Raw genomic sequence first — 25,792 nt, forward strand, 5'->3', positions numbered from 1 at the left:
GGAGGCCCTCGTGACCACGCGCCCCGCCCTCACCCAGGCCACCGCCGGCCTGCCCGCCTCCGCCGCCTGGTGGAAGGCCCAGGTCTACGACCCGCTGAACTACCTGTACGGGCAGCTGCCCCTCGAGGCCTACAAGACCAACGACACGACCACCACCAGCGCCACCATGGCCACCGACCCTGACCTGCAGGTCACCCTCGCCGCGAACTCCGTGTACCGCGTGGAGATCTACATGCACTACGCGGCCCTCGACGCTGCCCGGTTCAAGACCCAGTGGCTCGTCCCGGCGAGCGCGAGCGGCGTCCGCTCGTGCATCGGCCCCGACCAGGGCGTCATCCTCTCCAGCACCTCCGCGGGCGGCACCGGCCGCTGGGGCGTGCACGCCTACTCCACCACCGCCACCTACGGCACCCGCGACCACGCCACCAACCAGTGCGTGGCCATCGAGGAGTCCGTCATCACCACCACCACCGGCGGAACGCTCGCCCTCCAGTGGTGCCAGGCCACCGCCAACGCGACCGCCACCAAGCTCGCGGCCGGCTCGTACATCCGCGCCAAGCTGCTGTCCTGAGGAGCCCTCCATGGCAGACCTGCCGTACCCCTACCACCGCATCCAGGCCGAGGGCCCCGACGAGACCGGGTTCGCTCTCCTCGTCCACATCGAGGAAGGCGCCGGCGGCCCCCTGAGCGGCCAGACGACGCAGAGCGTCCTCGAGGACCTGTGCGCGCAGCTGCGCAGCGACCGCGACGACGTGACCACTTCGGTCACCCGCTACGAGATCACCACCACCAGCCTCGACGTGCAGCAGGGGAGTTAACCATGGGCACAGCAACACCTGACTGGCGCCGCGTCGTCGACCACGTGATGGCCGTCCCCGAGCGGATCTACGAGACGTGGACCAGCCTCCTGGGCTGGAACAACCACACCCAGTTCGGCCAGGAGTTCGGCTGGGACGGCGTCGCCTGGTGCGCCATCTTCGGCTGGGACATGTACCACGACCTGAACTTCGACTCGATCGTCCCCAAGACGGCCTCCGTCGCCAACTTCACCACCTGGGCCAAGCAGCGCGGCCAGTGGTCCGACTACCCGAGCGTGGGAGCCTGGGTGAACTTCGGCAACGGCGCCCACACCGAGATCGTCGTCGGTTTCGACGCCGACAACGTCTACACCAAGGGCGGCAACAGCATCCAGGCCGGAGCCTCCGACAATGGGCAGGGCAACGGCGTCTGGTCCCACAGCCACGACCGGCGCAGCAGCTACGTCACCGGCTACTTCGCCCCCCGGTACCCCGACAGCCAGTGCCCTCCGACCGCAGACCCCAAGGACCCGCGCGGCGGGAAGGCCGTCACATCCTGGCGCTGGACGGCGCAGCTGACGCCCCCACCGTTCCCCGGCCGCGGCAAGTTCACCCTCGGCGCCACGAACGATTCAGCCCTGCAACTGCAGACCTGGCTGCAGCGTGGCGGCTGGGGCCCCGCCTACCGCGTCGGCCCCTCCCGGACCATGACCCAGCTCGACCTGGACAAGGTCAAAGCTCTGCAGCAGCACTACCTCGCCGACCTCGGCCCCGCTGACGGGCTCACCGGGCCCAAGACCTGGCTGTACGCCTGGCAGGTCGCACACGGCCTCCGCAAAAAGTAGTCCGCCCCTCACGTCACCGACTGAACAGAACGGAGAAACCCCATGGCTGCTCCTGTTGAAGCGAAGGTGAAGGCGGCGACGACCGCAACCTTCCTCGTCTCCCTGCTCATCGCCGTGCTGAACGCCGTGGTCGCCGACGACAGCCTGCTCGGCCCGCTTCCACCCTGGCTCCAGGCGGTCGTCATCGCGGGTGTCCCGGCCGCGGTCACGTTCCTGTCCGGCTGGCAGGCCAAGCACACCCCGCGCGGCCCCGCTTCGCTCTAATACCTGGGAGGCACCGGTGGCCGATGAGCCGTCGAACTCCGAGCTATGGCGGCTCATCACCGACGTCCGCGCCGACATCTCCCAGCGCCTCGATCAATTGGTCCGCCGGGACGTGTACGACGCGCGGGAGTCGGCGCGCGACCGTGCCATGGAAGCCATCCAACGGGACGTGCAGGAGATCGAGAAGGAACGGGAGAAGGAAGCCGATCAGCGCGCGAGCGACCGGCGACTCATCTTCACGGCCCTCGTGGCTCCGGCCATCATGCTCGCCGTCATGATCTACCTGGCGTCTCAGGGGGTGAAGACGTGACCCCCGTACACCGACGTCGGCGCAGCGACATCGTGTTCCTGCTGGCTGCAGCCGTAGCCCTGGCCGGCGCGCTCTGGGTCGTCTTCACGCTCGAGACGCTGGCCGCGGAACTGCACACGGCGAATCAGGCGAGGGACGCCCTCGCCCGCCAGGTGCAGGGGCTCGGGCACAAGCCCGTCGCGGGGCCGCCGGGATCCCGCGGCGAGCCGGGCAAGAGCGTCGTCGGGCCCCGCGGGCCGAAGGGCGACCAGGGGGAACCCGGGCCGATCGGCCCTACCGGGCCGGTGGGGGCGTCCGGAGCGCGAGGTAAGGCCGGGAAGAACGGCAGCAACGGATCGAACGGTGTGGGCCAGACCGGTCCCACTGGCGCCGCAGGCAACAACGGGGCAGCCGGCCCGCCCGGCCCGCAAGGCGAGCCTGGGCCACAAGGGCCGCCGGGCAAGGACGGCGCCGACGGCAAAGACGGCCGCGACGGGACGGACGGGCAGAGCTGCCCCGACGGCTACTCGTGGCAGACACCGTCCTACGACCCCGACGCCAAGGTCTGCCGCAAGGACGGCGCCCCGCAGCCGGAGAAGAAGCAGGGCGGCCTGCTGTCGATGGGCCTCGACCCCCAACGCCGCCAATACCCGTGAGGAGGCCAGGATGCCCCTACCTGCAGGCGTAGAGACGGTCACCGTCACCAGCGGCCAGCCGCTGGCCCTGTTCGACGGCACGTGGATCCGAGGCCGTCTCACCTTTTACGGCCCGGACGTGGTCACCATCGCCAGCCAGCAACAGGGGCTCGGCGGTGGCGTCCCGGTCGACCTGGTCGACGGCCAGTTCTCCGTCCGCCTAGTCGCCACGGACGCCACCGGTATGTCTCCTTCCGGCTGGACATACAAGGTCGTCGCCGAGCTGGAGAACGCGCCGCACTGGACGCGGTACATCAGCCTGCCCAAGGCGTCACCGACGGTCGTTCTCGCCGCCGTGGTCGTCCCCGATCCGGTCGCTGGCAGCTACTCGACGCTCGTCGACGTGTCGGCCCTGGGCGACGCTGCCTTCCTCGACGTCGGCAGCACTGCGGGGACGGTGATGGCGGGCGACGACAATCGGATCGCAGGCGCCGCGCTGAAGGCGCAGAACCTCGCCGACCTGGCCAGCGCGTCTAGTGCGCGCACGAACCTCGGCCTCGGCAATGCGGCTACCCGGAACGTCGGCACGACGAGCGGAACCGTTGCGGCCGGCGACGACTCCCGCCTCGCCGACTCACGCAGCCCGTCCGGCGCGGCGGGCGGTGACCTGTCCGGCACGTACCCGGGACCCACCGTGGTGAAGGTGAACGGGGTTGCCGTCACCGGCACGCCGAGCGCCGGGCAGGTGCCCACGGCCACGTCGAGCACCGCGGCCACCTGGCAGACTCCGTCCGCTGTACCGGGCGCAGCCAGCAGCGTCACCGGCGAGACGACGTTCGGGCAGGCCTCGGCCGCTGGTTCCGCCAGCACCTATGCGCGCGGCGACCACACGCACGGCACCCCGACCCTGCCCGCGGCGTCGACATCGGTGGCTGGCGTCGTGCAGCTCGACGGCACCGCGGGCGACATTCAGGCTCTCGGCGCCCAGGCCGCCGGGTCGACCGGCAAGGCTGCTGATGCCGGGCACGTGCACCCGACCACGGGCCTCATGCCGCTGGCGGGCGGCACGATGACCGGCACCACCAACGCCACCCTCGGCGCCTCCGGCACCACCGCCGAGGCTTCCCTCGTCAGCGGCGACAGCTTCGACCGCTACAGGCGCTACGCCGACGGCAAGCAGGAGTGGGGATCCGGCGGCTCCGCTAGGGACACGAACCTGTACCGCGCATCGGCCGACACCCTCGCGACGGACGATTCCCTCGTCGTCGGAGGCAGCGTCACCGCGGGCGGCAACGTACTGGCGCGGACGCCGGACACCCAGGTGTTCACCTCGTCCGGCACCTGGACGATGCCGACAGGCGCCAAGAACGTCCTCATCCACCTCATCGCCGGCGGAGGCGGCGGAGGGTCGGGGCGCCGGGGCGTGGCGGGGTCGGTGCGTTGTGGCGGTGGCGGCGGGGCAGGCGCGGCAGCGTTTCACGCCACGTTCCAGGCGTCGGTGCTGTCGTCGAGCGTCTCAATCACCGTCGGCACCGGAGGCTCGGGCGGCGCTGCCCGCACTACGGACGACACCGACGGTGCAGCCGGATCCTCGGGCGGCGCGACCACGTTCGGCACGTATGCCCGTACCGGCTCCAGCGGCGGCGGCTCCGGCGGTACGGCCTCCAGCGGCACGGGCGGCGGCGGGGCCGTCGGCTCCACGGCCGGCGTATCGGGTGCCGCAGCATCCACGACCGGCGCCACGGGCGGCAATGGCAGCCCCGGCGTACTCGCGGCCGCGAGTGGCGCGGCAGGCGGCGGCATCACCTCCGGCAACACGGCCAGCAGCGGCGGCCAGGGCGGCGCCAACGGCGCCAGCAACGCTGGTCTCGCAGGCAGCGCGGGCGGATCCAATCCGACCTCGCCGGCCGACGTCGCAACAGGCTCGGGCCTTGCTGGTGGCGGTGGCGGTGGAGGCGCAGGGTCGACCACTGGGGCCGGGCAGACCGGTGCGGCTGGAGGCCTCTACGGCGGCGGTGGCGGGGGCGGCGGCGCCTCCGTCAACGGCAGCGCGAGCGGCGCCGGAGGCAACGGCGCCAACGGCATCGCGATCATCACCACCACTTTCTAGGAGGGGCACATGCCCGTCGAGTCGTATGTCGCGGTCAACGCGACCGACCCGAACGACAGGATCATCAAGCTAGGTCCACTGCTGTGGGACGGCGAATCCGAGTACAGCCCCGGTGACAACCTGCGGCTGCTGCTCACCGACACGGCCCTCGCGCAGGGCTACGCCTGGCCGCCGCCGGAGACCACGCCGCCCGACGACGGTACCGAGCAGCCCGGAGACTGACCCCAACCGACAGCGCCCCCTGCACGGCCTTCGCGGCTGTGCAGGGGGCGCTTCGTCGTGTCCGGGGTCAGACCTCCGGGCGGCGGTTGTACGCCTCGAGCGTCGCCTTGTTCGTCGACGCGTCCTGGAAAACGAGTTCCCACGGCCCGGTGTTCACGTCGAACTCCTTACCGAAGCCGACCCACTTACCGGTCATTCGGCGCCCAGTCGGCTCCACGAGCAGCTGGATCGCGCCGTGGTACCGGGCGCCGCGGTAGTAGCCCTCGACGGCGGTCTGCTCCGTCCAGGTTCCGGTAGCGACGTGCCCGTCGACTTCCAAGTCCATGGTCAGCGGCGAGTCCGACGAGCCAGGCAGACTCCGCACCGTCAGGCGGCTGCCGTGCTGCAGCACGACGACGTAGTGCAGGCCGGTGAACTTCGAGTCGCGGCCAGAGCTGAAGTACTCGTACCGCGACAGCCACACCCCGGAGTAGTTCCGGTGGGTGCCTTGCGGCTCGGGCTGCGGAGCCGCCGCCGCAGGGGCAATGCCATTCGCTGACGATTCGACGTCGTGCCCGCCATGGCCGTCGTCGGAGACGCGCGCCAGGGGCACCGTGACGGTGAAGCCGAGGGATTCCAGGGGCAGGCCGGTGACGGCCTCGAGGGCGCGGGCGTACACGGGGCGGGGGCTGACGGTGGCGCCGGATTCCCAGCGTTGTACGAGCCGCTTGTTCGCATCGTTCGGGACTCCCGCGCGGGCGCCGGCATCTCGGACGGCACGGGCGAAGTCGTCTTGGGACATGAGCAGGCCCATGCGGACTGCTCGCAGTGCGCTGTTCGGTGTGGCCATGCGGTCACGTTATCGCTCAACCGCCGGGAATGACACCGAAATGACGCCCCGTGTGTCGCCGATTTGACGTCTCCACTGACGCCGCGCAACTCACAGTGTCGGCGCCATCTTGAATCCGTGACGACTACAGGCAACGGCGGCACACACCCAGGCCTCACCATCACGGTCTACCGAGTCAACCCCCAGACCATGGCCCGCACTCGTCGCCGCACGCGCGTCCTCGAGCCAGCCGACAGCCCGGCGGAATCTCTCGTCTTTCCGCCGTGCGAGTGCCCGCGCTGCTCCAACAGGGGGAATCGATGAGCCCCATGTGGGACAACGAGCCCGAGCAGGCCGAGGGCATCTGCGTCGCCTGCGGCGTCTACACCGATGAGGCGATAGTCCGCTGGCTGCCCCGCATGTCCGGCCCCGACGTCCGTCTCGTCGTTCACGCAAAGGCCGACGACTGCGCGCCGCCCTCGCGCGTCAGCCCACTTCGGCTGGGCCGGCACGGCGCCAGCCCCTGAGTCCCCCGCCGGGATCGGCGGTCCCCGCGAATTGGAGCACCAACCCCCATACACCCTGGAAGGGGTAGGCATGGAAGCCTTCGAACGCGCTCGTCTCGACTCCTACTTCGGCCGCTTAGCTGCACAGTTCACCACCCCCGAACGACCCGCAGCGTTCCTGATCACGCACCTGCTGCCGGAGCGGCCGGCGTTCGTGAGGGCTGTGGCCAAGCAGACTGACCTGCGCGCCGTCCTGCCCAAGCCGAAGTCGATCCACGCGGCGGCGAAGCGCGAGGTCGAGCAGGTCGCCCAGTGCGATGCCCTGTCGCGCGACCTGTTCGAGAACACCGAGGCGGCTCTCGACTACGTCGAGGCACGGGCCGCAGGCGCCCCGGTCGTGCTGCTCGACGTCGGCGGGTATTTCGCGCCGACCCTGGACTCACTGTGCGACCGGTTCTCGGGCCGGATCCTCGGCGTCGTCGAGGACACCGAGAACGGCCACAAGCGGTACGCCAGCGCCGAGAAACTCCCCTGCCCGGTCGTGTCCGTCGCCCGGTCACCGCTGAAGGACCCCGAGGACTTCCTCGTCGGACAGTCAGTCGTGTTCTCCACTGAGGCGCTCATGCGCGGCCGCGGTGACATCATGCACGGCCGCCCCGCCCTGGTGATCGGGTTCGGCAAGCTCGGCTCCAGCATCGCCCGCCTGCTCCACGCCAAGGGCGTCCAGGTCACCGTGTACGACATCGACCCCGTCCGCCGCACACAGGCCCTCTCACAGGGCTTCACGGTCGCCCGTGACCGCGAGGCTGCCCTCACCGGCGCTGGGCTCGTCCTTTGCGCCACAGGCGCCGTCTCCCTGCGCGGCGAGGACTTCCCCCACCTGCGGAACGGGGCCTACGTCGCGACGGTCACCAGCAGCGAGGACGAGCTCGACCTCGCTGGGCTGCCCGACGTCTACACCCGCACCCCGAACGGCGACCACGTCACGCGGTACCAGACGACCGGGCACTACTTTTACCTGCTCAACGGCGGGAACGCCGTCAACTTCCTGCACGGAGCCTCCGTCGGCCCGTTCATCTACCTGGTGCAGGCGGAAATCCTCGCCGGAGTCCGGATGCTCGCCCGCGGTGACCTCGGATCCGGTATGCACGACGTCGACGCGCAGGACCGGGCCTTCATCGCATCAACCTGGCTCAACTACTTCAACCGGTAAGGGAGCGATCATGCCGATCACGGCGGACCACGTTAGGAAGACCCTCGACGAGTACCTTGACCTGCACCCGGAGGAGAAAGTCAGGCTCGCGCCCATCGCCGACGTTCTCGACCAGGCGGGCGACACGATTGCCTCACGGAAAGAGTTCCGCGGCCACGTCACCGCTGGCGCGGTCCTGCTGCGCCCCGACGGCCGCGTCCTCACGATCGAGCACCGCGCCCTTGAGAAGTGGCTGCTGCCCGGCGGACACGTCGAGCCGGAGGACGCCACGCTGCTCGCTGCCGCGCAGCGCGAGCTCGCGGAAGAGACCGGGATCGACGCCGGCCAGATCGAGCCGGCCGGGACGGCGCCGCTGGACATCGACGTGCACCCGATTCCGGCGAACCCCGCCAAGAACGAGCCCGCTCACCAGCACTTCGACTTCCGGTTCCTGTTCCGCACGACCGCCGACGCCGTCGAGCTGCAGGAGGAGGAGGTCACGGCGTACTCGTGGCAGCACGCCGACACGCTCACGGGCGAGCCCCTTCGTAACCGGGTGATGGCTGCCGTTGCGGCGACTGCCTGACAGATCGAGATCACAGAGAGCCCCGGCGGATCATCTGCCGGGGCTCTCCCATGCCCGGACGCCACAGCTCATGCGCCACATCGGCCCCTTCTGCACCAGCTACTACGAGTGACCGACCGCTAGTGGTGTTGTATCCACAAGTCGGGGTTCCCCGAGCCCGTACCGCCGCTGATGAGGAACGACAGCCGGGCCTCCACGAGCGCCCTCAGCACCCGGTCGCCGCCCGGCGGCACGGTGCCCGCCGTGACCAGTTCGGCGAGCGTGAACGCCCGGGGCCGTACGACCCGCAGGGACAGGCAGGTGGAGCCGACCGCGACGGGCGGCAGGACGGCGTGCAGCCGTGTGCCGTCCGGAAGTCGGGCGTCCACCCAGGGGCGGGCGTCGTCCAGCCGCCGCCCGGCGACGGCCGCGAGGCGCTGCGCCAGACGACGTACGGCGGTTGCGTCGGAAAAGACCACGTCGGTCAGTTCGAGGCCGCGACCGCGGTCGACCCACACCTGGTCCGGTGCCGGGACGAGCACGTCGGTCACCGAGGGGTCGGCGAGCAGGGGTTCCAGGGGGCCCGTGCCGACGAGTTCCGACCGCAGCCGTGCGGCCGTGCCGAGGACTTCGGCGTCGCCCAGCACCCTGCCCTGGGCGCGCAGTGCCTCCGCCACACGTGCCGGGGTGGGTTCCGAGCCGCTTTCGGCGAGCCACTGCCGCACACCGTCCAGCAGTCCGGGTCCGACGCTCATCGCACACCTCCGTCGACCGGCATCCGCTCCCAGAAGGCCGCGCAGAAGCGGGCGAGCGGTCCGCGCGGGTCGGCGCCCGGGGGAGCGCCGGCCTCCTGGGCCGCCACGAGGCCCGGCTCCGGCGGGACTTCGCCGACCAGGGGCAGGCCGAGGAGGCGTGCCGTCTCGTCGCCGCCGAGGCCGCCGAGTCCCTCGCGGCGCCCGGATGCGGCGCCGACGACGACCCGCAGGTCGGGCAGGACCATGGCGGCCGCCGACGCCACCCGGCCGGCCGCGGCGACGGCGCGCAGCTCGGCGGGCACCACCAGGAGACCCAGGTCGAGTTGGGCGAGGGCTTCCGCGGCGGTTTCGTCGAGCCTTCGCGGCAGGTCCACGACCACGACACCGCCCCTCCTCCGGGCTGCGGCGAGCACTGCCCGTACGGCCTCGGGTGCCACCGCCACCGTGTCGCCGCGGTCCCAGCTGAGGACGCGCAGCGCGTGCCGTTCGGGCAGTGACTCCTCCAGGGCGCCGCCGCCGACGCGCCCCCGGGACTCGGTGAACGCCGGCCAGCGCAGTCCGTCCACCGCTTCGGCGCCGAGCAGGACGTCGAGTCCGCCGCCCAGCGGATCCGCGTCGATGAGCATGGTGCGGCGCCCGGCGCGGGCCGAGGTGACCGCCAGCGCGCACGCCAGGGTGGAGGCCCCGGCCCCACCGCTCCCGCCGACCACCCCCACGGTGAACGCGGGGCGCCCCACGCCCTCGGCCACATCGGCGATGCGGTCGACGAGCCACTGCTCTCCGTCGGGCAGCAGCAGGACCTGCTCGGCGCCGATCTCGACGGCCCGCTGCCACACCCCGCCGTCGTCCTGGTCCCGTCCGACCAGGACGACTCCCTGCCGACGCGTGGCCCCGCGGACCCGCGGCGCGGCGTCGTCCCCGATGAGGACCAGCGGGGCCGACTCCCAGCTGCCGCGGCGCTCGGGCACGCCGTGATGCACCTCGGGCCGGGCGCCCGCCGCCGCGCACAGGCGCAGCAGGTCGTCGAGGAGAGCCACGTCCTCCGTGACGATCAGTGGTCCGGCGCGCCGTCCAGCGCTGGTGTCCGCCCGGTCGTGTGCGATGGTTCCCGCCACAGTCCTCGTCCCCCTTCGCTGCGCTCGTCGCGAGGCTCCCTGCGAGCCCGCGAATCCCGTCGCGAAGCCCCGGCCGGCCGCCCGCCGCAGGCGGAGGGGGGCACGGGGATGCGGCCGCCCGGCCGACCTCGATACGCGGGGTCGGCCGGTCGCCATACGAAGCGGCGATAAGAACCGGCCATACGGACCGGCACCCAAACGAACCGCTCATGAACTTCGTGTGCGGGATGCGCGGGAATGAGCGTGCAGCGATCCCGAAAATCGCGTGGATCTTGGTCGATAACTGTGGACAACTCAGCGGATGTGAATATCCCCTTCACCCATACCGGTGACATCCCAAAGACTTCCGCAGAGCGGCAGAGCGGTTACGGAGTGTGATGAAGCGAGCACATGAGCGCTGCACGCGGCTCGAGCCGCACCGGAGGCCCGGAGGGAGGGGAAGAAGAGGACGAAATGCATCCGGACATGCGACGACCCCCGCCGGGGGGGAGAGCGGGGGTCGTCCCCACGGCCGACTCGGGGGGGGAGGAGTCGGACCGGGTTAGCACGGTCGCGAACGATCCGTGACTTCCATGGTGTACCCGAGAGCCTTCTCAGGCAAACCCACGCGCCCCAGCTTACGCCGAATGGTGGGCCCCTATGCTCTGGCTCGTGGAAAACCACTCCTTGCCTCGCACAGCAGCCTTCTTTGACCTGGACAAGACGGTCATTGCGAAGTCGAGCACGCTCACCTTCAGCAAGTCCTTCTACCAAGGCGGACTGATCAACCGGAGGGCCGTACTGCGCACTGCGTATGCGCAGTTCGTCTTCCTCGCAGGCGGCGCCGACCACGATCAGATGGAGCGCATGCGCGCCTATCTGTCCGCACTCTGCCGCGGTTGGAACGTGCGCCAGGTGAAGGAGATCGTCGCCGAGACCCTGCACGACCTGATCGACCCGATCATCTACGACGAGGCGGCCTCGCTGATCGAGGAGCACCACACCGCCGGCCGGGACGTCGTGATCGTCTCGACGTCGGGCGCCGAGGTCGTCGAACCGATCGGCGAGCTGCTGGGCGCCGACCGCGTGGTCGCCACCCGAATGGTCGTCGGCGACGACGGCTGTTTCACGGGCGAGGTGGAGTACTACGCGTACGGCCCGACGAAGGCCGAGGCGGTCAGGGAGCTGGCTGCCTCCGAGGGGTACGACCTGTCCCGCTGCTACGCCTACAGCGACTCGGTGACCGACATCCCGATGCTCGAGTCCGTCGGACACCCCCATGCGGTCAACCCGGACCGCGCGCTGCGCCGCGAGGCCCTGGCGCGCGAGTGGCCCGTCCTCGACTTCCACCGCCCGGTACGCCTCAAGCAGCGGCTGCCCGCACTCTCCGTCCCGCCGCGCCCGGCCCTCGTCGCGATGGCGGCGGTGGGCGCCGCCGCGGCGACCGCGGGGCTGGTCTGGTTCGCGAACCGGCGCCGTACGTCGGCGACCTGAGCGCGGGGAATCCCGGGCGGGCTCCGCGATACCAACAGCACACCATTGTCCGCTTTGAGCCTAAAAGTAAAGAAGTGGGGCGCTCCACTTCCGCTTGCTCCGGGTCTGGAGTACAAAGAACTTAACGGCCCGCGAGACCAAGGACATCCGAGAGGATCACCTTCAACGCAACCACGGCCCCACGGACCGATGTATGAACACTAGGCACCCACGCGACGTCGACCCGTCGATTACGGGCCAGCTGCACCAGGTGACGGACAAAGCATCCGGCCTGATGAGCACATATCGAGGACGCATGGTAACCCGGTGAACATGCCAGCGGCGGTACGAGAATTCGTACCGCCGCAGTCCTTTTCACCCCTTGGATTCCGGCCGGATCGCCCTGCAGTCCTGACGGCACCGGGCAGGCTCGGACGGCCGCGCACCGGTGTACGCCCGCAATCGCTCACCCGATGTCGGACGGGTGCGAGCGGCGTACAGGAGTTCCGAGGCCGATGAGGCGGATGTGCCGGAGGTGCTCCCCCGCGTCCCCCTACGCCGCGCCGCGCTGCAGAGCCTCGCAGACCGCCGTCGACTCGCGGGCCCCCAGCTCGACCGACCGCGCACAGTGGGCGATCCATGCGGCCACCCCTTCGGGCGTGCCGGACGCGTAGGCCTCCAGGGCGCCCGCGTAGGCCGCACGACCCTGCTCGCCGTGGCCCACCTCGGCCGGGCAGACGGCCTTCGGGTCCAGGCCGCTGCCGACCAGGACGATGCGCTCGGCCGCACGGGCGACGAGGCCGTTGTGGGAGCCGAACGGGCGCAGCGCCATGAGCTCGCCATGGACCACGGCCGCCGTCACCAGCGCCGGGGCCGAGCTGCCCGCGATGATCAGCTGCGAGAGCCCTTCGAGGCGGCCCGCCACCTCGTCGGCGCCGGGCAGCGGCAGCTCGATGAGGGGTTCGTCCACGGGCTCGCCGTCCCTGCGCGGCCGGCCCACCCGGTCGGTGTTGTCGGCAGCCGCGACGAGGTGCAGCCGCGCCAGCACCCGCTGCGGCGACTGGCGCCAGATGGACAGCAGTTGACCCGCCTCGGCCGTCAGCCGCAGCGCGGCACCGACGATGCGCGCCTCGGCGTCCCCGCTGAAGTCGGTACGCCTGCGCACCTCCTCCAAGGCCCAGTCGGCGCCGGACAGCGCGGCGGAACCGCGCGCTCCGCGCAGCGCCGCCTCGGAGGTGATCGCATTGCTGCGGCGCCGCATGATCCGGTGCCCGTAGACCCGGTCCACTGCCTTGCGCACGGAGTCCACGGAATCGGCCACACCGGGGAGGGCCCCCAGTGCGGCAAGGGGGTCTTCGGCGGTCGCGCCTGTCGTACTCATGAGTACGACATTACGCACCACGGCGGCCCCACCCCACAAAGGAGTGGTCTTCTTCACGCCCACCGACGGATGAGACCCGCGTCACACTACGCTTTCTGAACATGAAAATTGCTTTCGTCGGGAAGGGCGGCAGCGGCAAGACCACCCTGTCCTCGCTCTTCATCCGCCACCTCGCCACCACGGGCGCCCCCGTCGTGGCCGTCGACGCCGACATCAACCAGCACCTGGGACCCGCGCTCGGACTCGACGAGGACGCCGCCGCCGCACTCCCCGCGATGGGTGCCCGGCTGCCGCTGATCAAGGACTATCTGCGCGGCTCCAACCCGCGCATCGGCTCCGCCGAGACGATGATCAAGACGACTCCGCCCGGCGAGGGGTCCCGGCTGCTGCGGGTGGGCGAGACCAATCCGGTGTACGAGGCGTGCGCGAGGACCGTGGAACTCGACGGCGGCACCGTGCGTTTGATGGTCACCGGCCCGTTCACCGAGGCCGACCTCGGCGTCTCCTGCTACCACTCCAAGACGGGCGCGGTGGAGCTGTGCCTGAATCACCTCGTCGACGGCCGGGACGAGTACGTCGTCGTCGACATGACCGCGGGCTCGGACTCCTTCGCGTCCGGCATGTTCACGCGCTTCGACATGACCTTCCTGGTGGCCGAGCCGACCCGCAAGGGCGTCTCCGTCTACCGGCAGTACAAGGAGTACGCACGGGACTTCGGCGTCGCCCTGAAGGTCGTCGGCAACAAGGTGCAGGGTCAGGACGACATCGACTTCCTGCGCCAGGAGGCGGGCGACGACCTCCTGGTGACCGTCGGGCACTCCGACTGGGTGCGCTCCATGGAGAAGGGCCGCCCGCCCCGTTTCGCGCTCCTCGAGGAGGCCAACCGCGAGGCCCTGCGCACCCTTCAGGGCGCCGCCGACGCGACGTACGAGCATCGGGACTGGGCGCGCTACACGCGCCAGATGGTGCACTTCCACCTCAAGAACGCACAGGGCTGGGCCAACGCGAAGACCGGTACCGACCTGGCCGCACAGGTCGACCCCGGATTTGTGCTGGCCGAGTCGGGCGAGGTCAGCGCCCCTCAGCCGGCTTGAGCGCCTGGGCGCCCGGTGCCCCCTTGGGCGCGGGGGCCGGCTCGGCGGACAGATAGGACGCCCAGCCGGCCTTCGGCGCCTGGCCGACGTCGAGCTTGCGCAGCTTGTCCAGCGTCCGGGGGTCCTGGGCGTCGAGCCAGTCGGCGAGCTGCCGGAAGGAGACACAGCGCACCTCGCGCTGGGTGCACACCTTCTCGATGGTCTCGTCGAGGGCACGCATGTACGTGCCGCCGTTCCAGGATTCGAAGTGGCTGCCGATGACCAGCGGCGCCCGGTTGCCGTCGTACGCGCGCTGGAACCCCTTGAGGAGCGAGTCGCGCATCTGGTCGCCCCAGTAGGCGTACAGGTCCGGGTCGCCCTGGCTCGCGGTGCCCGACTGGTTGGCCATGAAGTTGTAGTCCATGGAGACCGTCTCGTTGATCCGGCCCGGCGTCGGCACCATTTGCATGGACAGGTCCCAGAGGCCGTCCTTCCTGTCGGGCCAGACCTGGTTGTCGACGCCGCTCGTGTCGTACCGGAAACCCAGGTCCTCGGCCGCCTTCCGGAAGTTCTCCCCTCCTTCCAGGCACGGGGTGCGCCCGCCGATGAGCTCCTTGTCGTAGTCGAAGGGCAGCGGGGCCGCCGTTTTCATCCCCGTATTGGTCCGCCAGGTCTTCACGAACGACTTGGCCTGGCTGATCTCGCTCTTCCAGTCCTCCACGGACCAGGTGCCGACCCCGCCGTCCGAGCCGCAGAAGTGGCCGTTGAGGTGGGTGCCGATCTCGTTGCCCTCGAGCCAGGCGGCCCGGAGCTGATCGACGGTGTCCTTGATGCCCTGGAGGGTGTTGAAGCCGATCTCCGAGCTGCCGGGCGCGTGCTTCGGCGGGTCGTACAGGTCCCTCTTGTCCTCGGGCAGCAGATACAGGCCGCTGAGGAAGAACGTCATGGTCGCGTGGTTGTCCTTGGCCAGCTTGCGGAAGTGCGAGAACAGCTTCTGCTTGTCCTCCCCCGCACCGTCCCAGGAGAACACCACGAACTGCGGGGGCTTCTGACCCGGCTTCAGCTGCTCCGGACGCGGCAGGTGCGGCTGCCGCCCGGTGAACGCGGTGGATCCGTCGCCGATCAGGCGGATCGCCCCCTGCGGGGCCGGGGCACCCTTCACGGCGCCGGTGGCACCCGTACGGGCACCACCCGTGCCGCCCGAGCAGCCCGCGAGCGCCGCGGCGCAGGCAGCGGCAGCGGTGGCGGCCGCGGCGATCCTCTCGGTGGCGCCCATCATTGCCCACCTTCTTCCTTCGACTCAGCGAGCTCTTGCGGCATATACGGAGAAATGCCGACGGCGCCGCCAACCTCGCACGGAAGATCGAAGGAAAAAGTATGACAAGCCGATCAAATTATTTATTCATTCTTGCGAGTGAATGGATGCCCCATTTGCGAGGAAAATCCAGTCGAGAACTTTACTCTGCATTACGATTCATTTACTAAGAGTTGAGTTGTCCCGCCGCTGCACGCCGTGACCCACGGCCGCGACGCCCGGCACGACCGGGCCCCCTGTTCCGCGACCGCGCCGCCCGGAGGAGACGGGAAACATGCCAGCCTTCACGCCTACACGCACCGCCGGCCCGACCGGCACCGCACGCACCCACCAGCCCCACAGCCCGCCGCCGGGACGTCCACGCGGATCCCGGATCTCCGGCGCCGACCTGTCCGCATCGCTCGCCGTCTTCCTCATCGCACTGCCGCTCTCGCTCGGCATCGCCCTCGCCACCGGAGCCCCGCTCCAGGCAGGCCTCGTCGCCGCCGCCGTCGGCGGCCTGGTGGCCGGCCGGCTCGGCGGCTCACCCCTCCAGGTGACCGGACCCGCCGCCGGACTCACCGTCGTCACGGCCGACCTCATCCAGCGCTACGGCTGGCGCACGACCTGTGCCATCACCGTGCTGGCAGGCGTCGCCCAACTCGCCCTGGGCTGCCTGCGTGTGGCGCGCTCCGCGCTCGCCGTCAGTCCCGCCGTCGTGCACGGCATGCTCGCCGGCATCGGCGTCACGATCGCCGTCGCCCAGCTCCACATCGTGCTGGGCGGCTCCCCGCACAGTTCCGTCCCCGACGATCTCCGCGCCCTGCCCGCCCAGGTGGCCCACCCGCATCCGGCCGCGCTGTCGATGAGCGCGCTGACACTGGCACTGCTGCTGCTCTGGCCCCGGATCCCGGGCCGGGTCGGCACCTTCGCCCGGACCGTGCCCGCGGCGCTGGTCGCCGTGGCCGGAGCCACCGCCGCCGCCGCGCTCGCCGGACTCGACGTGCCGAGGGTGGACCTGCCGTCCTGGTCCAGCCACACCCTGGCCGGCCTTCCGGACGGCACGGCGCTCGGTATCGCGGCCGCCGTGCTCACCATCACGCTCGTGTGCAGCGTCCAGTCGCTCCTCGGCGCGGTCGCCGTGGACAAGATCGCCACCGGACGTGAGGACCTCCACGACCGCCCGATCCGCTCCGATCTCGACCGCGAACTACTCGGGCAGGGCGCCGCGAACATGCTGTCGGGCGCACTGGGCGGACTGCCCGTCGCCGGGGTCGCGGTGCGCAGTACGGCGAATGTGAAGGCCGGTGCCGTGAGCCGGAACTCCACGATGCTGCACGGCGTTTGGGTAGTAGCGGCCGCACTGCTGATGGTCCCCCTTCTGGAGCTGATTCCACTCGCCTCACTCGCCGCCCTCGTGATGGCGATCGGCATCCAGATGGTTTCCCTGCATCACATCCGCACGGTGACCCGCCACCGTGAGGTGCTGGTGTATGTGGTCACGACGGCGGGCGTGGTGTTCCTCGGCGTCCTGCCAGGCGTCGCCCTCGGGATCGCCGCCGCCGTCGCCGTCGCCCTGCACCGGCTCGCCCGTACCCGCATCACCCACGAGGAGAACCAGAAAGAGGGAGTGCACCATGTACGCGTAAGAGGACAGTTGACCTTCCTCGCCGTGCCCCGGCTGAGCAGGGCGCTGCACCACATCCCCTCGGGGGCGCGCACGGTGGTGGAGCTGGACGGATCGTTCATGGACCATGCCGCGTACGAGTCGCTTCAGGACTGGCGTACCGGGCATGTCGCCCGGGGCGGTTCGGTGGAGATCACCGGACGGGCCCGGCAGCGGGCGGCCACGACGCCCGCGGGCCGCAAGAACTCGTGCTGCCGGCCCTGGACGCCCTGGCGCAACCACCATTGCGACCGCCCCCGTGCAGCACCGTCCGGCGGACAGCCGAGCGGGCACCAGCTGGCCCGGGGCCTCGGTGTCTTCCAGCGCGACACGGCTCCTCTGATGCGTGACGAACTGGCCCGGCTTGCCCGGGAGGGACAGCGGCCCGCCCAGCTGTTCCTCACCTGTGCCGACTCCCGCCTGGTCACGTCGATGATCACGTCCAGTGGCCCGGGCGACCTGTTCGTCGTACGCAACGTGGGGAATCTGGTGCCGCTGCCGGGCGCGGAGAGCGGCGACGACTCGGTGGCCGCGGCCATCGAGTACGCGGTGGACGTGCTGGAGGTGCGGTCCATCACCGTGTGCGGGCACTCCGGGTGCGGGGCGATGCAGGCGCTGCTGAGCTCACCGCCCGACGGCGAGGGCGGGACACCGCTCTCACGGTGGTTGAGGCACGGGCTGCCGAGCCTGGAGCGGATGAAGGACGCGGACCGTCCACGGGCGGGGCTCACCGCCCGGGCGCCGGCGGACGCCGTGGAGCAGCTGTGCCTGACCAATGTGGTGCAGCAGCTGGAGCACCTGCGGGCTCACGCGTCGGTGGCACGGCGTCTGGCCGAGGGGTCGCTCGAACTGCACGGGATGTACTTCCACGTGGGGGAGGCGCAGGCGTATCTGCTGACGGAGGACCGGAAGGCGTTCGACCAGGTGACGGCGGCGGCCGGCGGGGGCCGCGGGGCGTGACCGTGGTGGGCCCGGGGTACCCGACCGCCCGGGCCCACCACCACCGCAACCCACGAACACAGAGAGGTCTAAACCAATTTCCCTGTCGGCTCTTGTCACCGGGGGCTTGTGTCTGGTGAGCTGTGGCGCGGGACACAACGGACACCCCGGGAAAGGGAGATGTCGTGAGCAACGAGAGCCTGGCCAACCTGCTCAAGGAAGAGCGCAGGTTTGCGCCACCCGCCGACCTGGCCGCGCACGCCAACGTCACCGCGGAGGCGTACGAACGGGCCAAGGCTGACAGGCTCGGCTTCTGGGCCGAGCAGGCCCGTCGGCTGACCTGGCACACCGAGCCGACCGAGACGCTGGACTGGTCGAATCCGCCGTTCGCGAAGTGGTTCGCCGACGGAAAACTCAACGTCGCGTACAACTGCGTGGACCGGCATGTCGAGGCGGGCCACGGCGACCGCATCGCGATCCACTTCGAGGGCGAGCCGGGCGACAGCCGGGCCCTCACCTACGCCGAGCTGAAGGACGAGGTCAGCCGGGCGGCCAACGCGCTGCTCGAACTCGGCGTCCGCGCGGGCGACCGGGTCGCGGTCTACATGCCGATGATCCCGGAGACCGCCGTCGCGATGCTGGCCTGCGCGCGGATCGGCGCCGCGCACTCGGTCGTTTTCGGCGGCTTCTCCGCGGACGCGCTCGCGACGCGGATCAAGGACGCCGACGCCAAGGTCGTCATCACCTCCGACGGCGGATACCGGCGCGGCAAGCCGTCCGCGCTCAAGCCCGCGGTCGACGAGGCGCTCGACCGCGTGGACAACGTCGATCACGTGCTCGTCGTGCGCCGCACGGGCCAGGAGGTCGCCTGGACCGAGGGCCGCGACGTGTGGTGGCACGAGGTCGTCGAGCGGCAGAGCACCGAGCACGCACCCGAGGCGTTCGACGCCGAGCAGCCGCTGTTCATCCTGTACACGTCCGGGACCACGGGTAAGCCGAAGGGGATCCTGCACACCTCCGGCGGCTACCTCACGCAGACGGCGTACACCCACCACGCGGTCTTCGACCTCAAGCCCGAGACCGACGTCTACTGGTGCACCGCCGACGTCGGCTGGGTCACGGGCCACTCGTACATCGTCTACGGGCCGCTGGCCAACGGCGCCACGCAGGTGATGTACGAGGGCACGCCGGACACCCCGCACCAGGGGCGGTTCTGGGAGATCGTGCAGAAGTACGGGGTCACGATCCTCTACACGGCGCCGACCGCCATCCGTACGTTCATGAAGTGGGGCGACGACATCCCCGCGAAGTTCGACCTCAGCAGCCTGCGGGTGCTGGGCTCGGTCGGCGAGCCGATCAACCCCGAGGCCTGGATCTGGTACCGCAAGCACATCGGCGCCGACACGACGCCGATCGTGGACACGTGGTGGCAGACCGAGACCGGCGCGATGATGATCTCGCCGCTGCCCGGGGTCACCGAGGCCAAGCCGGGGTCCGCGCAGCGGCCGTTGCCGGGCATCTCCGCGACCGTCGTCGACGACGAGGGCCGCGAGGTCCCGAACGGCGGCGGTGGCTACCTCGTGCTCACCGAGCCGTGGCCGTCCATGCTTCGCACCATCTGGGGCGACGACCAGCGGTTCCTCGACACGTACTGGTCACGCTTCGAGGGCAAGTACTTCGCCGGCGACGGTGCCAAGAAGGACGAGGACGGGGACATCTGGCTGCTCGGCCGCGTCGACGACGTGATGCTGGTGTCCGGGCACAACATCTCGACGACCGAGGTCGAGTCGGCCCTCGTGTCGCACCCGGCGGTCGCCGAGGCGGCCGTGGTCGGTGCGGCGGACGAGACGACCGGCCAGGCCATCGTGGCGTTCGTGATCCTGCGGGGATCGGCGGACGCCGAGGACGCCGGTCTCGTGGCCGCACTCCGGGACCACGTGGGCACCACGCTCGGACCGATCGCCAAGCCCAAGCGGATTCTGCCGGTGGCCGAGCTGCCGAAGACCCGCTCCGGGAAGATCATGCGGCGGCTGCTGCGTGACGTGGCCGAGAACCGGGAGCTCGGAGACGTCACCACGCTCACGGATTCGTCGGTCATGGAGCTGATCCAGTCCAAGCTCCCGGCCGCGCCCGCGGAGGACTGAGCCCCGCCTCATCCCACCCGCCTGTCGGTGTGGGGGTACGGTCTTCTGCCCCCACACCGACAGAAGCGGGCCGCCTCCGGAGCCCACGGGCCCTCCGCGCCTTGGGAGCCCTCGAGCCCCCGCGACGCCGGAGCCCTTGAGGCCTCCTTGCCCCCGCGACGCCGGAGCCCTTGAGGCCTCCTTGCTCCCGCGACGCCGGAGCCCTCAGGGCCTCCGCGCACCTGCGCCGTCTCGCCCCGGCGTCTCGGAGTCTCCCGCGCCTTCGAGGACCTGGGGTCTTCGCGTCTCAGTACCTCGAGGCCTCCCCCCTGAGCCCCGGCGCCCTCGCAGCCTCCGCACCTCCCCGCCCCGCGGCTCGAGGACTCCGTACCCCTCCACTCAGCGCCTCGGGGCTTTCGCCCCCAAGCCCCCCACTCCCCGAAGCCGGCCATCCGCCAACCGGGGAGGCCGGCCATTCCGCCAACCGGGCCAGAGTGTCCTCGCCCGAGGGTCTCCGTCGGCCATGACTGCGGGGGCACTCCGGGCGCAGCTCTCGCCGGGCCGCACCAGGCCCTGTGCACCTTTTCTTCGTGAACGCGAAGATCGTCGCGAACGCTGTGCGATCACCCGGTAGGCTGAATGTCTGGGTGTGCCGGGAAGTCTGGTCGGCAAATGGAGTCGCGGAGGAGTCAGCGACCCGTTTTTGAGGCTTGTACGTGCGGCCCGCCTTCGGGGCCGGACGTGCAAACGAACCGGAGGTCTTCGACGTGCCCGCGCCCACCACCAGCAGGTCCAGCGCCGGCCGCCGGAACGGCCGCAGCGTCTTCGGACGGCTGTCGCTCCCCGAGCGCACCTTCGTGGCGGACGCGCTGCGCGCCGAGACCGTCGGCGGTGTCCTGCTCCTCCTCGCCGCGATCGCCGCGCTGGTCTGGGCGAACACGCTGAGCGGCAGCTATGCGGCCGCCGGCCAGTTCCACTTCGGCCCCGCGGCCATCGGCCTGGATCTGTCGGTCCAGCACTGGGCCGCCGACGGGCTGCTCGCGATCTTCTTCTTCGTGGCCGGGATCGAGCTGAAGCGCGAGCTGGTCGCCGGCGATCTGCGCGACCCCAGGGCCGCCGCGCTCCCGGTGATCGCCGCGGTCTGCGGCATGGTCATGCCCGCCCTGGTCTACTTCCTCGTCAACCTCGCGGGCCACGGCTCGCCCGACGGCTGGGCCGTGCCCACGGCGACCGACATCGCCTTCGCCCTCGCCGTGCTCGCGGTCATCGGCACCTCGCTGCCCTCGGCGCTCCGGGCGTTCCTGCTGACCCTCGCGGTCGTCGACGACCTCTTCGCGATCATGATCATCGCGATCTTCTTCACCCACCGGCTGAACTTCGCCGCGCTCGGCGGCGCGGTCCTCGGTCTCGTCGTCTTCTGGCTGCTGCTCAGGAAGCGGGTGCGCGGCTGGTACGTCTACATCCCGCTGGCCCTGGTGATCTGGGGTCTGATGTACAACAGCGGCGTCCACGCCACGATCGCCGGTGTCGCGATGGGCCTGATGCTGCGGTGCACCAGGGAGGAGGGCGAGGAGCACTCCCCCGGCGAGCACATCGAGCACATCGTCCGGCCCGTCTCGGCGGGCCTCGCCGTCCCTCTGTTCGCACTGTTCAGCGCGGGTGTGGTGGTTTCCGGCGGCGCACTCGCCGACGTCTTCACCAGGCCCGAGACGCTCGGCGTGGTCCTCGGCCTGGTGGTCGGCAAAGCGGTCGGCATCTTCGGCGGTACCTGGCTCACGGCCCGCTTCACCAAGGCGTCCCTGTCCGAGGACCTGGCCTGGCCCGACGTCTTCGCCGTCGCGTCCCTCTCCGGAATCGGCTTCACCGTCTCGCTCCTCATCGGCGAGCTCGCCTTCACCGGGAACGCCACCCTCACCGACGAGGTCAAGGCCGCCGTCCTCATGGGCTCCCTCATAGCGGCCACCGTGTCCGGCGTCCTGCTCAAGCTCCGGGACCGCAAGTACCGCGCGCTGTGCGCGGAGGAGGAGCGCGACGAGGACCAGGACGGCGTCCCGGACATCTATGAGGAGGACAACCCCGCGTACCACCTGCGGATGGCGGAGATCTACGAGCGCAAGGCGGCCGAACACCGCAGGATCGCGGCCGACGTCAGCGCACGTACGACCTCCGAGGGAAGCGCCGGGGACCACAGTCCGGCATGATCTGACATCAGCGGCGCATACGGAACGGAAAGCAGCGTGTGCGCGGCGGACGACCGGCGCGCACGCGACGCACGTCCGCATACGCGCGCTCGGGCCCGTGCCCGCGAAAGCACGTATGCGACGCTCGTCCACGCCATGCCCACGAGGCACACGGGCACAAGCGCACAAGAAGAGAAGAGAGGGAGAACGCGATGACCGCACCCGACGGCCCCGTCGGCGCCGAACGCACCATCGGCCAGCTGGTCGCATCGGCGACCAGTGAGATGTCGGCGTTGGTGCACGACGAGATCGCGCTGGCCAAGGCCCAGCTGCGCCAGGACGTCAAGCGCGGTGCGGTCAGCGGCGGCGCCTTCACGGTCGCCGGCGCGGTGCTGATCTTCTCCCTGCCGATGCTGAGCTTCGCCCTCGCCTACGGCATCAACGCGTGGAGCGGCTGGCACCTGGCCGTGTGCTTCCTGCTCTCCTTCGCTGCGAACGTCCTCGTGGCGGGCCTGGCCGCCCTGATCGGTGTGGTCTTCGCGAAGAAGGCCAAGAAGGGCGGGGGCCCGCAGAAGGCCGTCGCCTCGGCCAAGGAGACCGCGGCGATCCTGCAGAACGCCAAACCGCACCCGCGGCCCACGGCTCCGGCCGACGCCCTGCCCGTCCGTGTCGGTGAGTCGGCCCCCGCTGTGGCACGCTCGTCTTCATGACCGACCCCGCCACCACCTCGCCCGGGGGTCCCTCGGCCGTCCGCATCGAGGGCCCCTGGACCCACCGCGACGTCGCCGCCAACGGCGCGCGCTTCCACATCGCGGAACTGGGCGACGGGCCGCTCGTGCTTCTGCTGCACGGCTTCCCGCAGTTCTGGTGGGCCTGGCGGCATCAGCTGGTCGCCCTCGCCGACGCCGGTTTCCGCGCGGTCGCGATGGACCTGCGCGGGGTCGGCGGCAGCGACCGCACGCCCCGGGGCTACGACCCGGCGAACCTCGCACTCGACATCACCGGAGTCGTACGCTCGCTCGGCGAACCGGACGCGGCGCTCGTCGGGCACGATCTGGGCGGCTATCTCGCCTGGACGGCCGCCGTAATGCGCCCCAAGCTCGTACGCCGCCTCGCGGTCGCCTCCATGCCGCACCCCCGGCGCTGGCGCTCGGCGATGCTGTCCGACGTCAAGCAGACCGCCGCCGGGTCCCACATCTGGAGCTTCCAGCGGCCGTGGCTGCCGGAGCGTCAACTCGTCGCGGACGAAGGCGCCCTGGTGGGCCGTCTGATCCGCGAATGGTCCGGGCCGCGGATGCCCGACGACGAGGCGGTGCAGGCCTACCGCCGGGCGATGTGCATCCCCTCGACCGCGCACTGCTCGATCGAGCCGTACCGGTGGATGGTCCGCTCGCTGGCCCGCCCCGACGGCTTCCAGTTCAACCGCCGGATGAAGCGGCCGGTGCGGGTGCCGACACTGCATCTGCACGGCTCGCTGGACCCGGTCATGCGCACGCGCAGCGCCGCGGGTTCCGGCGAGTACGTCGAAGCCCCGTACCGCTGGCGCCTCTTCGACGGCCTGGGGCACTTCCCGCACGAGGAGGACCCGGTGGCCTTCTCGACCGAGCTCATCAACTGGTTGAAGGATCCGGAACCTGACCGCTGATCAGCCCGGGTTGCGGTCAGCCGGCCGGTCACGGGACAGCCGTGGACCCGGCGTCCGACGGGCTCCGGCCGGTCGCCGACCGTGATGGCCGGTGAGCGGACGGGAACGACTGTCCTACGAACGGCCAATTGCCTGGCGCATAGGCCAATTGGACGCCGCGGAGGCGGTTACCGACCATGAGGCACGGGCAGACGTCGGGGTATGGGCTGGACGCACGACTACAGTGACGCAGCACGCAACCGCCGCTCGGCCGCGGCGCTGAGTTCCCACCGAAGGGGTGGCCCGCAGACGCAGGGCCCGGACGACCCCCGGCTGGGCATTCCCCACATCCTGCGCCGCAGGGCCCGCTGGGTCTCGGCCCGGCTGCGACACGTACGCGGCTGACGTCGACCTCTCGGACGTACCTCTTTTCCGGCGTACACCTTTCCGGACACGTGCTGTTGGCGCGCCCGCACGCGGGCGTGGGCACGCGGGGCGCGAGGCGGGCCAGGCCTCACCAGCCCTGGGCGGGCGTACGGACGCGACGCAGACGGCGCAGATCCGCAGACCGTGCGGATCCGGTGGGCCGCGCGGGGCGCACCGGACCTGCACCGTACGGGCGGTCTGGGCGACCCCGGTAGCCGCGTGGGCCTACGGCACGGTGGACCGGGCCGTACGCGCCCGGTCGTCCCACGGCACCGTGCCCGCGGAATCCGTGCCCGGGGCTCCAGGCGCGTCGTGCGGGCTTGCTACAGCGCGCATCCCTGGCTGTCGACCTGCTGGCTTGCCTTGAGCCCCGCCTCGATATCCGGGCGGACCTCGTCGGCGGTAAGGGCGTAGCCGGTCTGGGCGTCGTCGAGGGACTTGGCGAAGACCACGCCGTACACCTTGCCGTCGGGCGTGAGCAGCGGGCCGCCGGAGTTGCCCTGGCGCACGGTCGCGTAGAGCGAGTACACGTCACGGCGAACGGTGCCGCGGTGGTAGATGTCCGGGCCGTTGGCGGTGATCCGGCCGCGTACGCGCGCGGGGCGGACGTCGTACGAGCCGTTCTCCGGGAAGCCCGCGACGATCGCGCTGCTGCCGCTGCTGCCGTCCTGGGAGGTGAACTTCAGCGGCTTCACCTTCAGGTCCGGCACGTCGAGTACGGCGATGTCACGGCGCCAGTCGTAGAGGACGACCTTGGCGTCGTAGCGCCGTCCCTCGCCGCCGATCTGCACGGTGGGCTCGTCGACGCCGCCCACCACGTGCGCGTTGGTCATGACGCGGCGGTCGGAGAACACGAACCCGCTGCCTTCGAGGACCTTGCCGCAGCCCGTTGCGGTGCCGACGACCTTGACGATGGACCGCTGGGCGCGGGACGCGACGGGACTGTTGGCCAGCGCCGGGTTGGGGGGCTGGACCTCGTTGATGGGCTCGTTCGCGAACGGGGTGAAGACCTGCGGGAAGCCGTTCTGCGCGAGGACCGACGAGAAGTCGGCGAACCAGGTGTTGGCCTGGGTCGGAAGGGCGCGCGAGACACCGAGCAGGACCTTCGAGTTGCGCACCTCCTTGCCGAGGGTCGGCAGGGTGGTGCCCGCGAGTGCTGAGCCGATCAGCCAGGCGACCAGCAGCATCGCCACCACGTTGACGAGCGCGCCGCCGGTGGCGTCCAGGGCGCGCGCGGGGCTCCAGGTGATGTGCCGGCGCAGTTTGTTGCCCAGATGGGTGGTGAGCGCCTGGCCCACGGAGGCACAGATGATCACGACGACGACCGCGACGACCGCGGCCGTCGTGCTCACCGTGGCGTCGTTCGTGGCGTAGTCCCAGATCACCGGCAGGAGGTAGACGGCGACGAGGCCGCCGCCCAGGAAGCCGATCACCGACAGGATGCCGACGACGAAGCCCTGGCGATAGCCCACGATCGCGAACCACACGGCGGCGACGAGCAACAGGATGTCCAGCACGTTCACGGACGTCA

At 70.7% G+C, this 25,792-nt stretch carries 24 protein-coding genes and 1 pseudogene; 19 read left to right on the forward strand and 6 right to left on the reverse strand.

The window, feature by feature from the left end:
* The first annotated feature begins 10 nt into the window (after positions 1–10).
* From ACWCP6_RS18105 to ACWCP6_RS18140, 8 genes are read left to right on the forward strand one after another with little or no spacing between them, the layout of a single operon-like run.
* Entirely contained in the window at positions 11–571 is a 561-nt protein-coding gene (locus ACWCP6_RS18105; RefSeq protein WP_450933442.1) for a hypothetical protein, read from the forward strand.
* Between the two features lie 10 nt (positions 572–581).
* Positions 582–818 carry a hypothetical protein gene (locus ACWCP6_RS18110; RefSeq protein WP_450933443.1) on the forward strand — a complete coding sequence of 79 codons (237 nt, stop codon included), beginning with the start codon at positions 582–584 and terminating at the stop codon, positions 816–818.
* Positions 819–820: 2 nt separating this feature from the next.
* A complete protein-coding gene (locus tag ACWCP6_RS18115; protein WP_450933444.1) occupies positions 821–1,642 on the forward strand; it encodes a hypothetical protein in 822 nt (273 codons plus the stop codon).
* Positions 1,643–1,684: 42 nt separating this feature from the next.
* Positions 1,685–1,906: a holin gene (locus ACWCP6_RS18120; RefSeq protein ID WP_450933445.1), complete on the forward strand. Its 222-nt coding sequence runs from the start codon at positions 1,685–1,687 to the stop codon at positions 1,904–1,906.
* Between the two features lie 16 nt (positions 1,907–1,922).
* Positions 1,923–2,216 (forward strand): hypothetical protein, encoded by a 294-nt coding sequence (locus tag ACWCP6_RS18125; RefSeq protein WP_450933446.1) that lies wholly within the window; start codon positions 1,923–1,925, stop codon positions 2,214–2,216.
* Positions 2,213–2,851 (forward strand): collagen-like protein, encoded by a 639-nt coding sequence (locus ACWCP6_RS18130; protein WP_450933447.1) that lies wholly within the window; start codon positions 2,213–2,215, stop codon positions 2,849–2,851. Before ACWCP6_RS18125 ends, ACWCP6_RS18130 begins: the two co-directional genes overlap by 4 nt.
* A 10-nt stretch (positions 2,852–2,861) precedes the next feature.
* A complete protein-coding gene (locus ACWCP6_RS18135; RefSeq protein WP_450933448.1) occupies positions 2,862–4,940 on the forward strand; it encodes a glycine-rich domain-containing protein in 2,079 nt (692 codons plus the stop codon).
* A gap of 9 nt (positions 4,941–4,949) precedes the next feature.
* On the forward strand, positions 4,950–5,162 hold the full coding sequence (locus tag ACWCP6_RS18140) for a hypothetical protein (protein WP_450933449.1): 213 nt from the start codon (positions 4,950–4,952) through the stop codon (positions 5,160–5,162).
* Between the two features lie 67 nt (positions 5,163–5,229).
* On the opposite strand, the gene ACWCP6_RS18145 is transcribed toward ACWCP6_RS18140, so the two are convergent.
* Positions 5,230–5,991, reverse strand: a complete 762-nt coding sequence (locus tag ACWCP6_RS18145; protein WP_450933450.1) for a helix-turn-helix domain-containing protein — start codon at positions 5,989–5,991, stop codon at positions 5,230–5,232.
* A gap of 299 nt (positions 5,992–6,290) precedes the next feature.
* Between ACWCP6_RS18145 and ACWCP6_RS18150 the strand changes: the two genes are divergently transcribed.
* From ACWCP6_RS18150 to ACWCP6_RS18160, 3 genes are all read left to right on the forward strand, one after another.
* A complete protein-coding gene (locus ACWCP6_RS18150; RefSeq protein WP_450933451.1) occupies positions 6,291–6,497 on the forward strand; it encodes a hypothetical protein in 207 nt (68 codons plus the stop codon).
* A 70-nt stretch (positions 6,498–6,567) separates the two neighbouring features.
* On the forward strand, positions 6,568–7,689 hold the full coding sequence (locus ACWCP6_RS18155; RefSeq protein WP_450933452.1) for an adenosylhomocysteinase: 1,122 nt from the start codon (positions 6,568–6,570) through the stop codon (positions 7,687–7,689).
* 10 nt (positions 7,690–7,699) lie between these two features.
* Positions 7,700–8,254, forward strand: coding sequence for an NUDIX hydrolase (locus ACWCP6_RS18160; protein ID WP_450933453.1), 555 nt, complete (start codon positions 7,700–7,702; stop codon positions 8,252–8,254).
* A gap of 137 nt (positions 8,255–8,391) precedes the next feature.
* Here the strand turns inward: ACWCP6_RS18160 and ACWCP6_RS18165 are convergent.
* A pseudogene (locus tag ACWCP6_RS18165) lies at positions 8,392–8,988 on the reverse strand (ATPase, T2SS/T4P/T4SS family); the annotation flags it as partial.
* Positions 8,985–10,103, reverse strand: coding sequence for a septum site-determining protein Ssd (gene ssd, locus ACWCP6_RS18170; protein WP_450933454.1), 1,119 nt, complete (start codon positions 10,101–10,103; stop codon positions 8,985–8,987). The gene ssd and the pseudogene ACWCP6_RS18165, both read right to left, overlap by 4 nt.
* Before the next feature lie 639 nt (positions 10,104–10,742).
* Here ssd and ACWCP6_RS18175 point away from each other — a divergent pair.
* Positions 10,743–11,576 (forward strand): HAD family hydrolase, encoded by an 834-nt coding sequence (locus ACWCP6_RS18175; RefSeq protein WP_450933455.1) that lies wholly within the window; start codon positions 10,743–10,745, stop codon positions 11,574–11,576.
* Positions 11,577–12,108: 532 nt separating this feature from the next.
* On the opposite strand, the gene ACWCP6_RS18180 is transcribed toward ACWCP6_RS18175, so the two are convergent.
* A complete protein-coding gene (locus ACWCP6_RS18180) occupies positions 12,109–12,936 on the reverse strand; it encodes an oxidoreductase (RefSeq protein WP_450933456.1) in 828 nt (275 codons plus the stop codon).
* A 101-nt stretch (positions 12,937–13,037) separates the two neighbouring features.
* On the opposite strand from ACWCP6_RS18180, the gene ACWCP6_RS18185 reads away from it, so the two are divergent.
* Complete coding sequence (locus ACWCP6_RS18185; protein WP_450933457.1) at positions 13,038–14,030, forward strand: ATP-binding protein; 993 nt, start codon at positions 13,038–13,040, stop codon at positions 14,028–14,030.
* Here the strand turns inward: ACWCP6_RS18185 and ACWCP6_RS18190 are convergent.
* Complete coding sequence (locus ACWCP6_RS18190) at positions 14,008–15,285, reverse strand: hypothetical protein (protein ID WP_450933458.1); 1,278 nt, start codon at positions 15,283–15,285, stop codon at positions 14,008–14,010. The genes ACWCP6_RS18185 and ACWCP6_RS18190 overlap by 23 nt on opposite strands.
* Before the next feature lie 313 nt (positions 15,286–15,598).
* On the opposite strand from ACWCP6_RS18190, the gene ACWCP6_RS18195 reads away from it, so the two are divergent.
* The 6 genes from ACWCP6_RS18195 (at position 15,599) to ACWCP6_RS18220 (ending at position 24,240) form a co-directional block, all read left to right on the forward strand.
* Positions 15,599–17,929 (forward strand): bifunctional SulP family inorganic anion transporter/carbonic anhydrase, encoded by a 2,331-nt coding sequence (locus ACWCP6_RS18195; protein WP_450933459.1) that lies wholly within the window; start codon positions 15,599–15,601, stop codon positions 17,927–17,929.
* Positions 17,930–18,051: 122 nt separating this feature from the next.
* Positions 18,052–20,052 carry an acetate--CoA ligase gene (acs, locus tag ACWCP6_RS18200; RefSeq protein WP_450933460.1) on the forward strand — a complete coding sequence of 667 codons (2,001 nt, stop codon included), beginning with the start codon at positions 18,052–18,054 and terminating at the stop codon, positions 20,050–20,052.
* A gap of 746 nt (positions 20,053–20,798) precedes the next feature.
* Positions 20,799–22,232, forward strand: coding sequence for a Na+/H+ antiporter NhaA (gene nhaA, locus ACWCP6_RS18205; RefSeq protein WP_450933461.1), 1,434 nt, complete (start codon positions 20,799–20,801; stop codon positions 22,230–22,232).
* A 191-nt stretch (positions 22,233–22,423) separates the two neighbouring features.
* Positions 22,424–22,921: a phage holin family protein gene (locus tag ACWCP6_RS18210; RefSeq protein ID WP_450933462.1), complete on the forward strand. Its 498-nt coding sequence runs from the start codon at positions 22,424–22,426 to the stop codon at positions 22,919–22,921.
* Positions 22,918–23,856: an alpha/beta fold hydrolase gene (locus ACWCP6_RS18215; RefSeq protein ID WP_450933463.1), complete on the forward strand. Its 939-nt coding sequence runs from the start codon at positions 22,918–22,920 to the stop codon at positions 23,854–23,856. The genes ACWCP6_RS18210 and ACWCP6_RS18215 overlap by 4 nt, the downstream gene beginning before the upstream one ends.
* Before the next feature lie 201 nt (positions 23,857–24,057).
* On the forward strand, positions 24,058–24,240 hold the full coding sequence (locus tag ACWCP6_RS18220; protein ID WP_450933464.1) for a hypothetical protein: 183 nt from the start codon (positions 24,058–24,060) through the stop codon (positions 24,238–24,240).
* Positions 24,241–24,584: 344 nt separating this feature from the next.
* Here ACWCP6_RS18220 and ACWCP6_RS18225 read toward each other — a convergent pair whose 3' ends face one another.
* Positions 24,585–25,784: a MarP family serine protease gene (locus ACWCP6_RS18225; protein WP_450933465.1), complete on the reverse strand. Its 1,200-nt coding sequence runs from the start codon at positions 25,782–25,784 to the stop codon at positions 24,585–24,587.
* Positions 25,785–25,792: the final 8 nt, after the last annotated feature.

It is taken from the genome of Streptomyces sp. NPDC002004, from assembly GCF_053593975.1.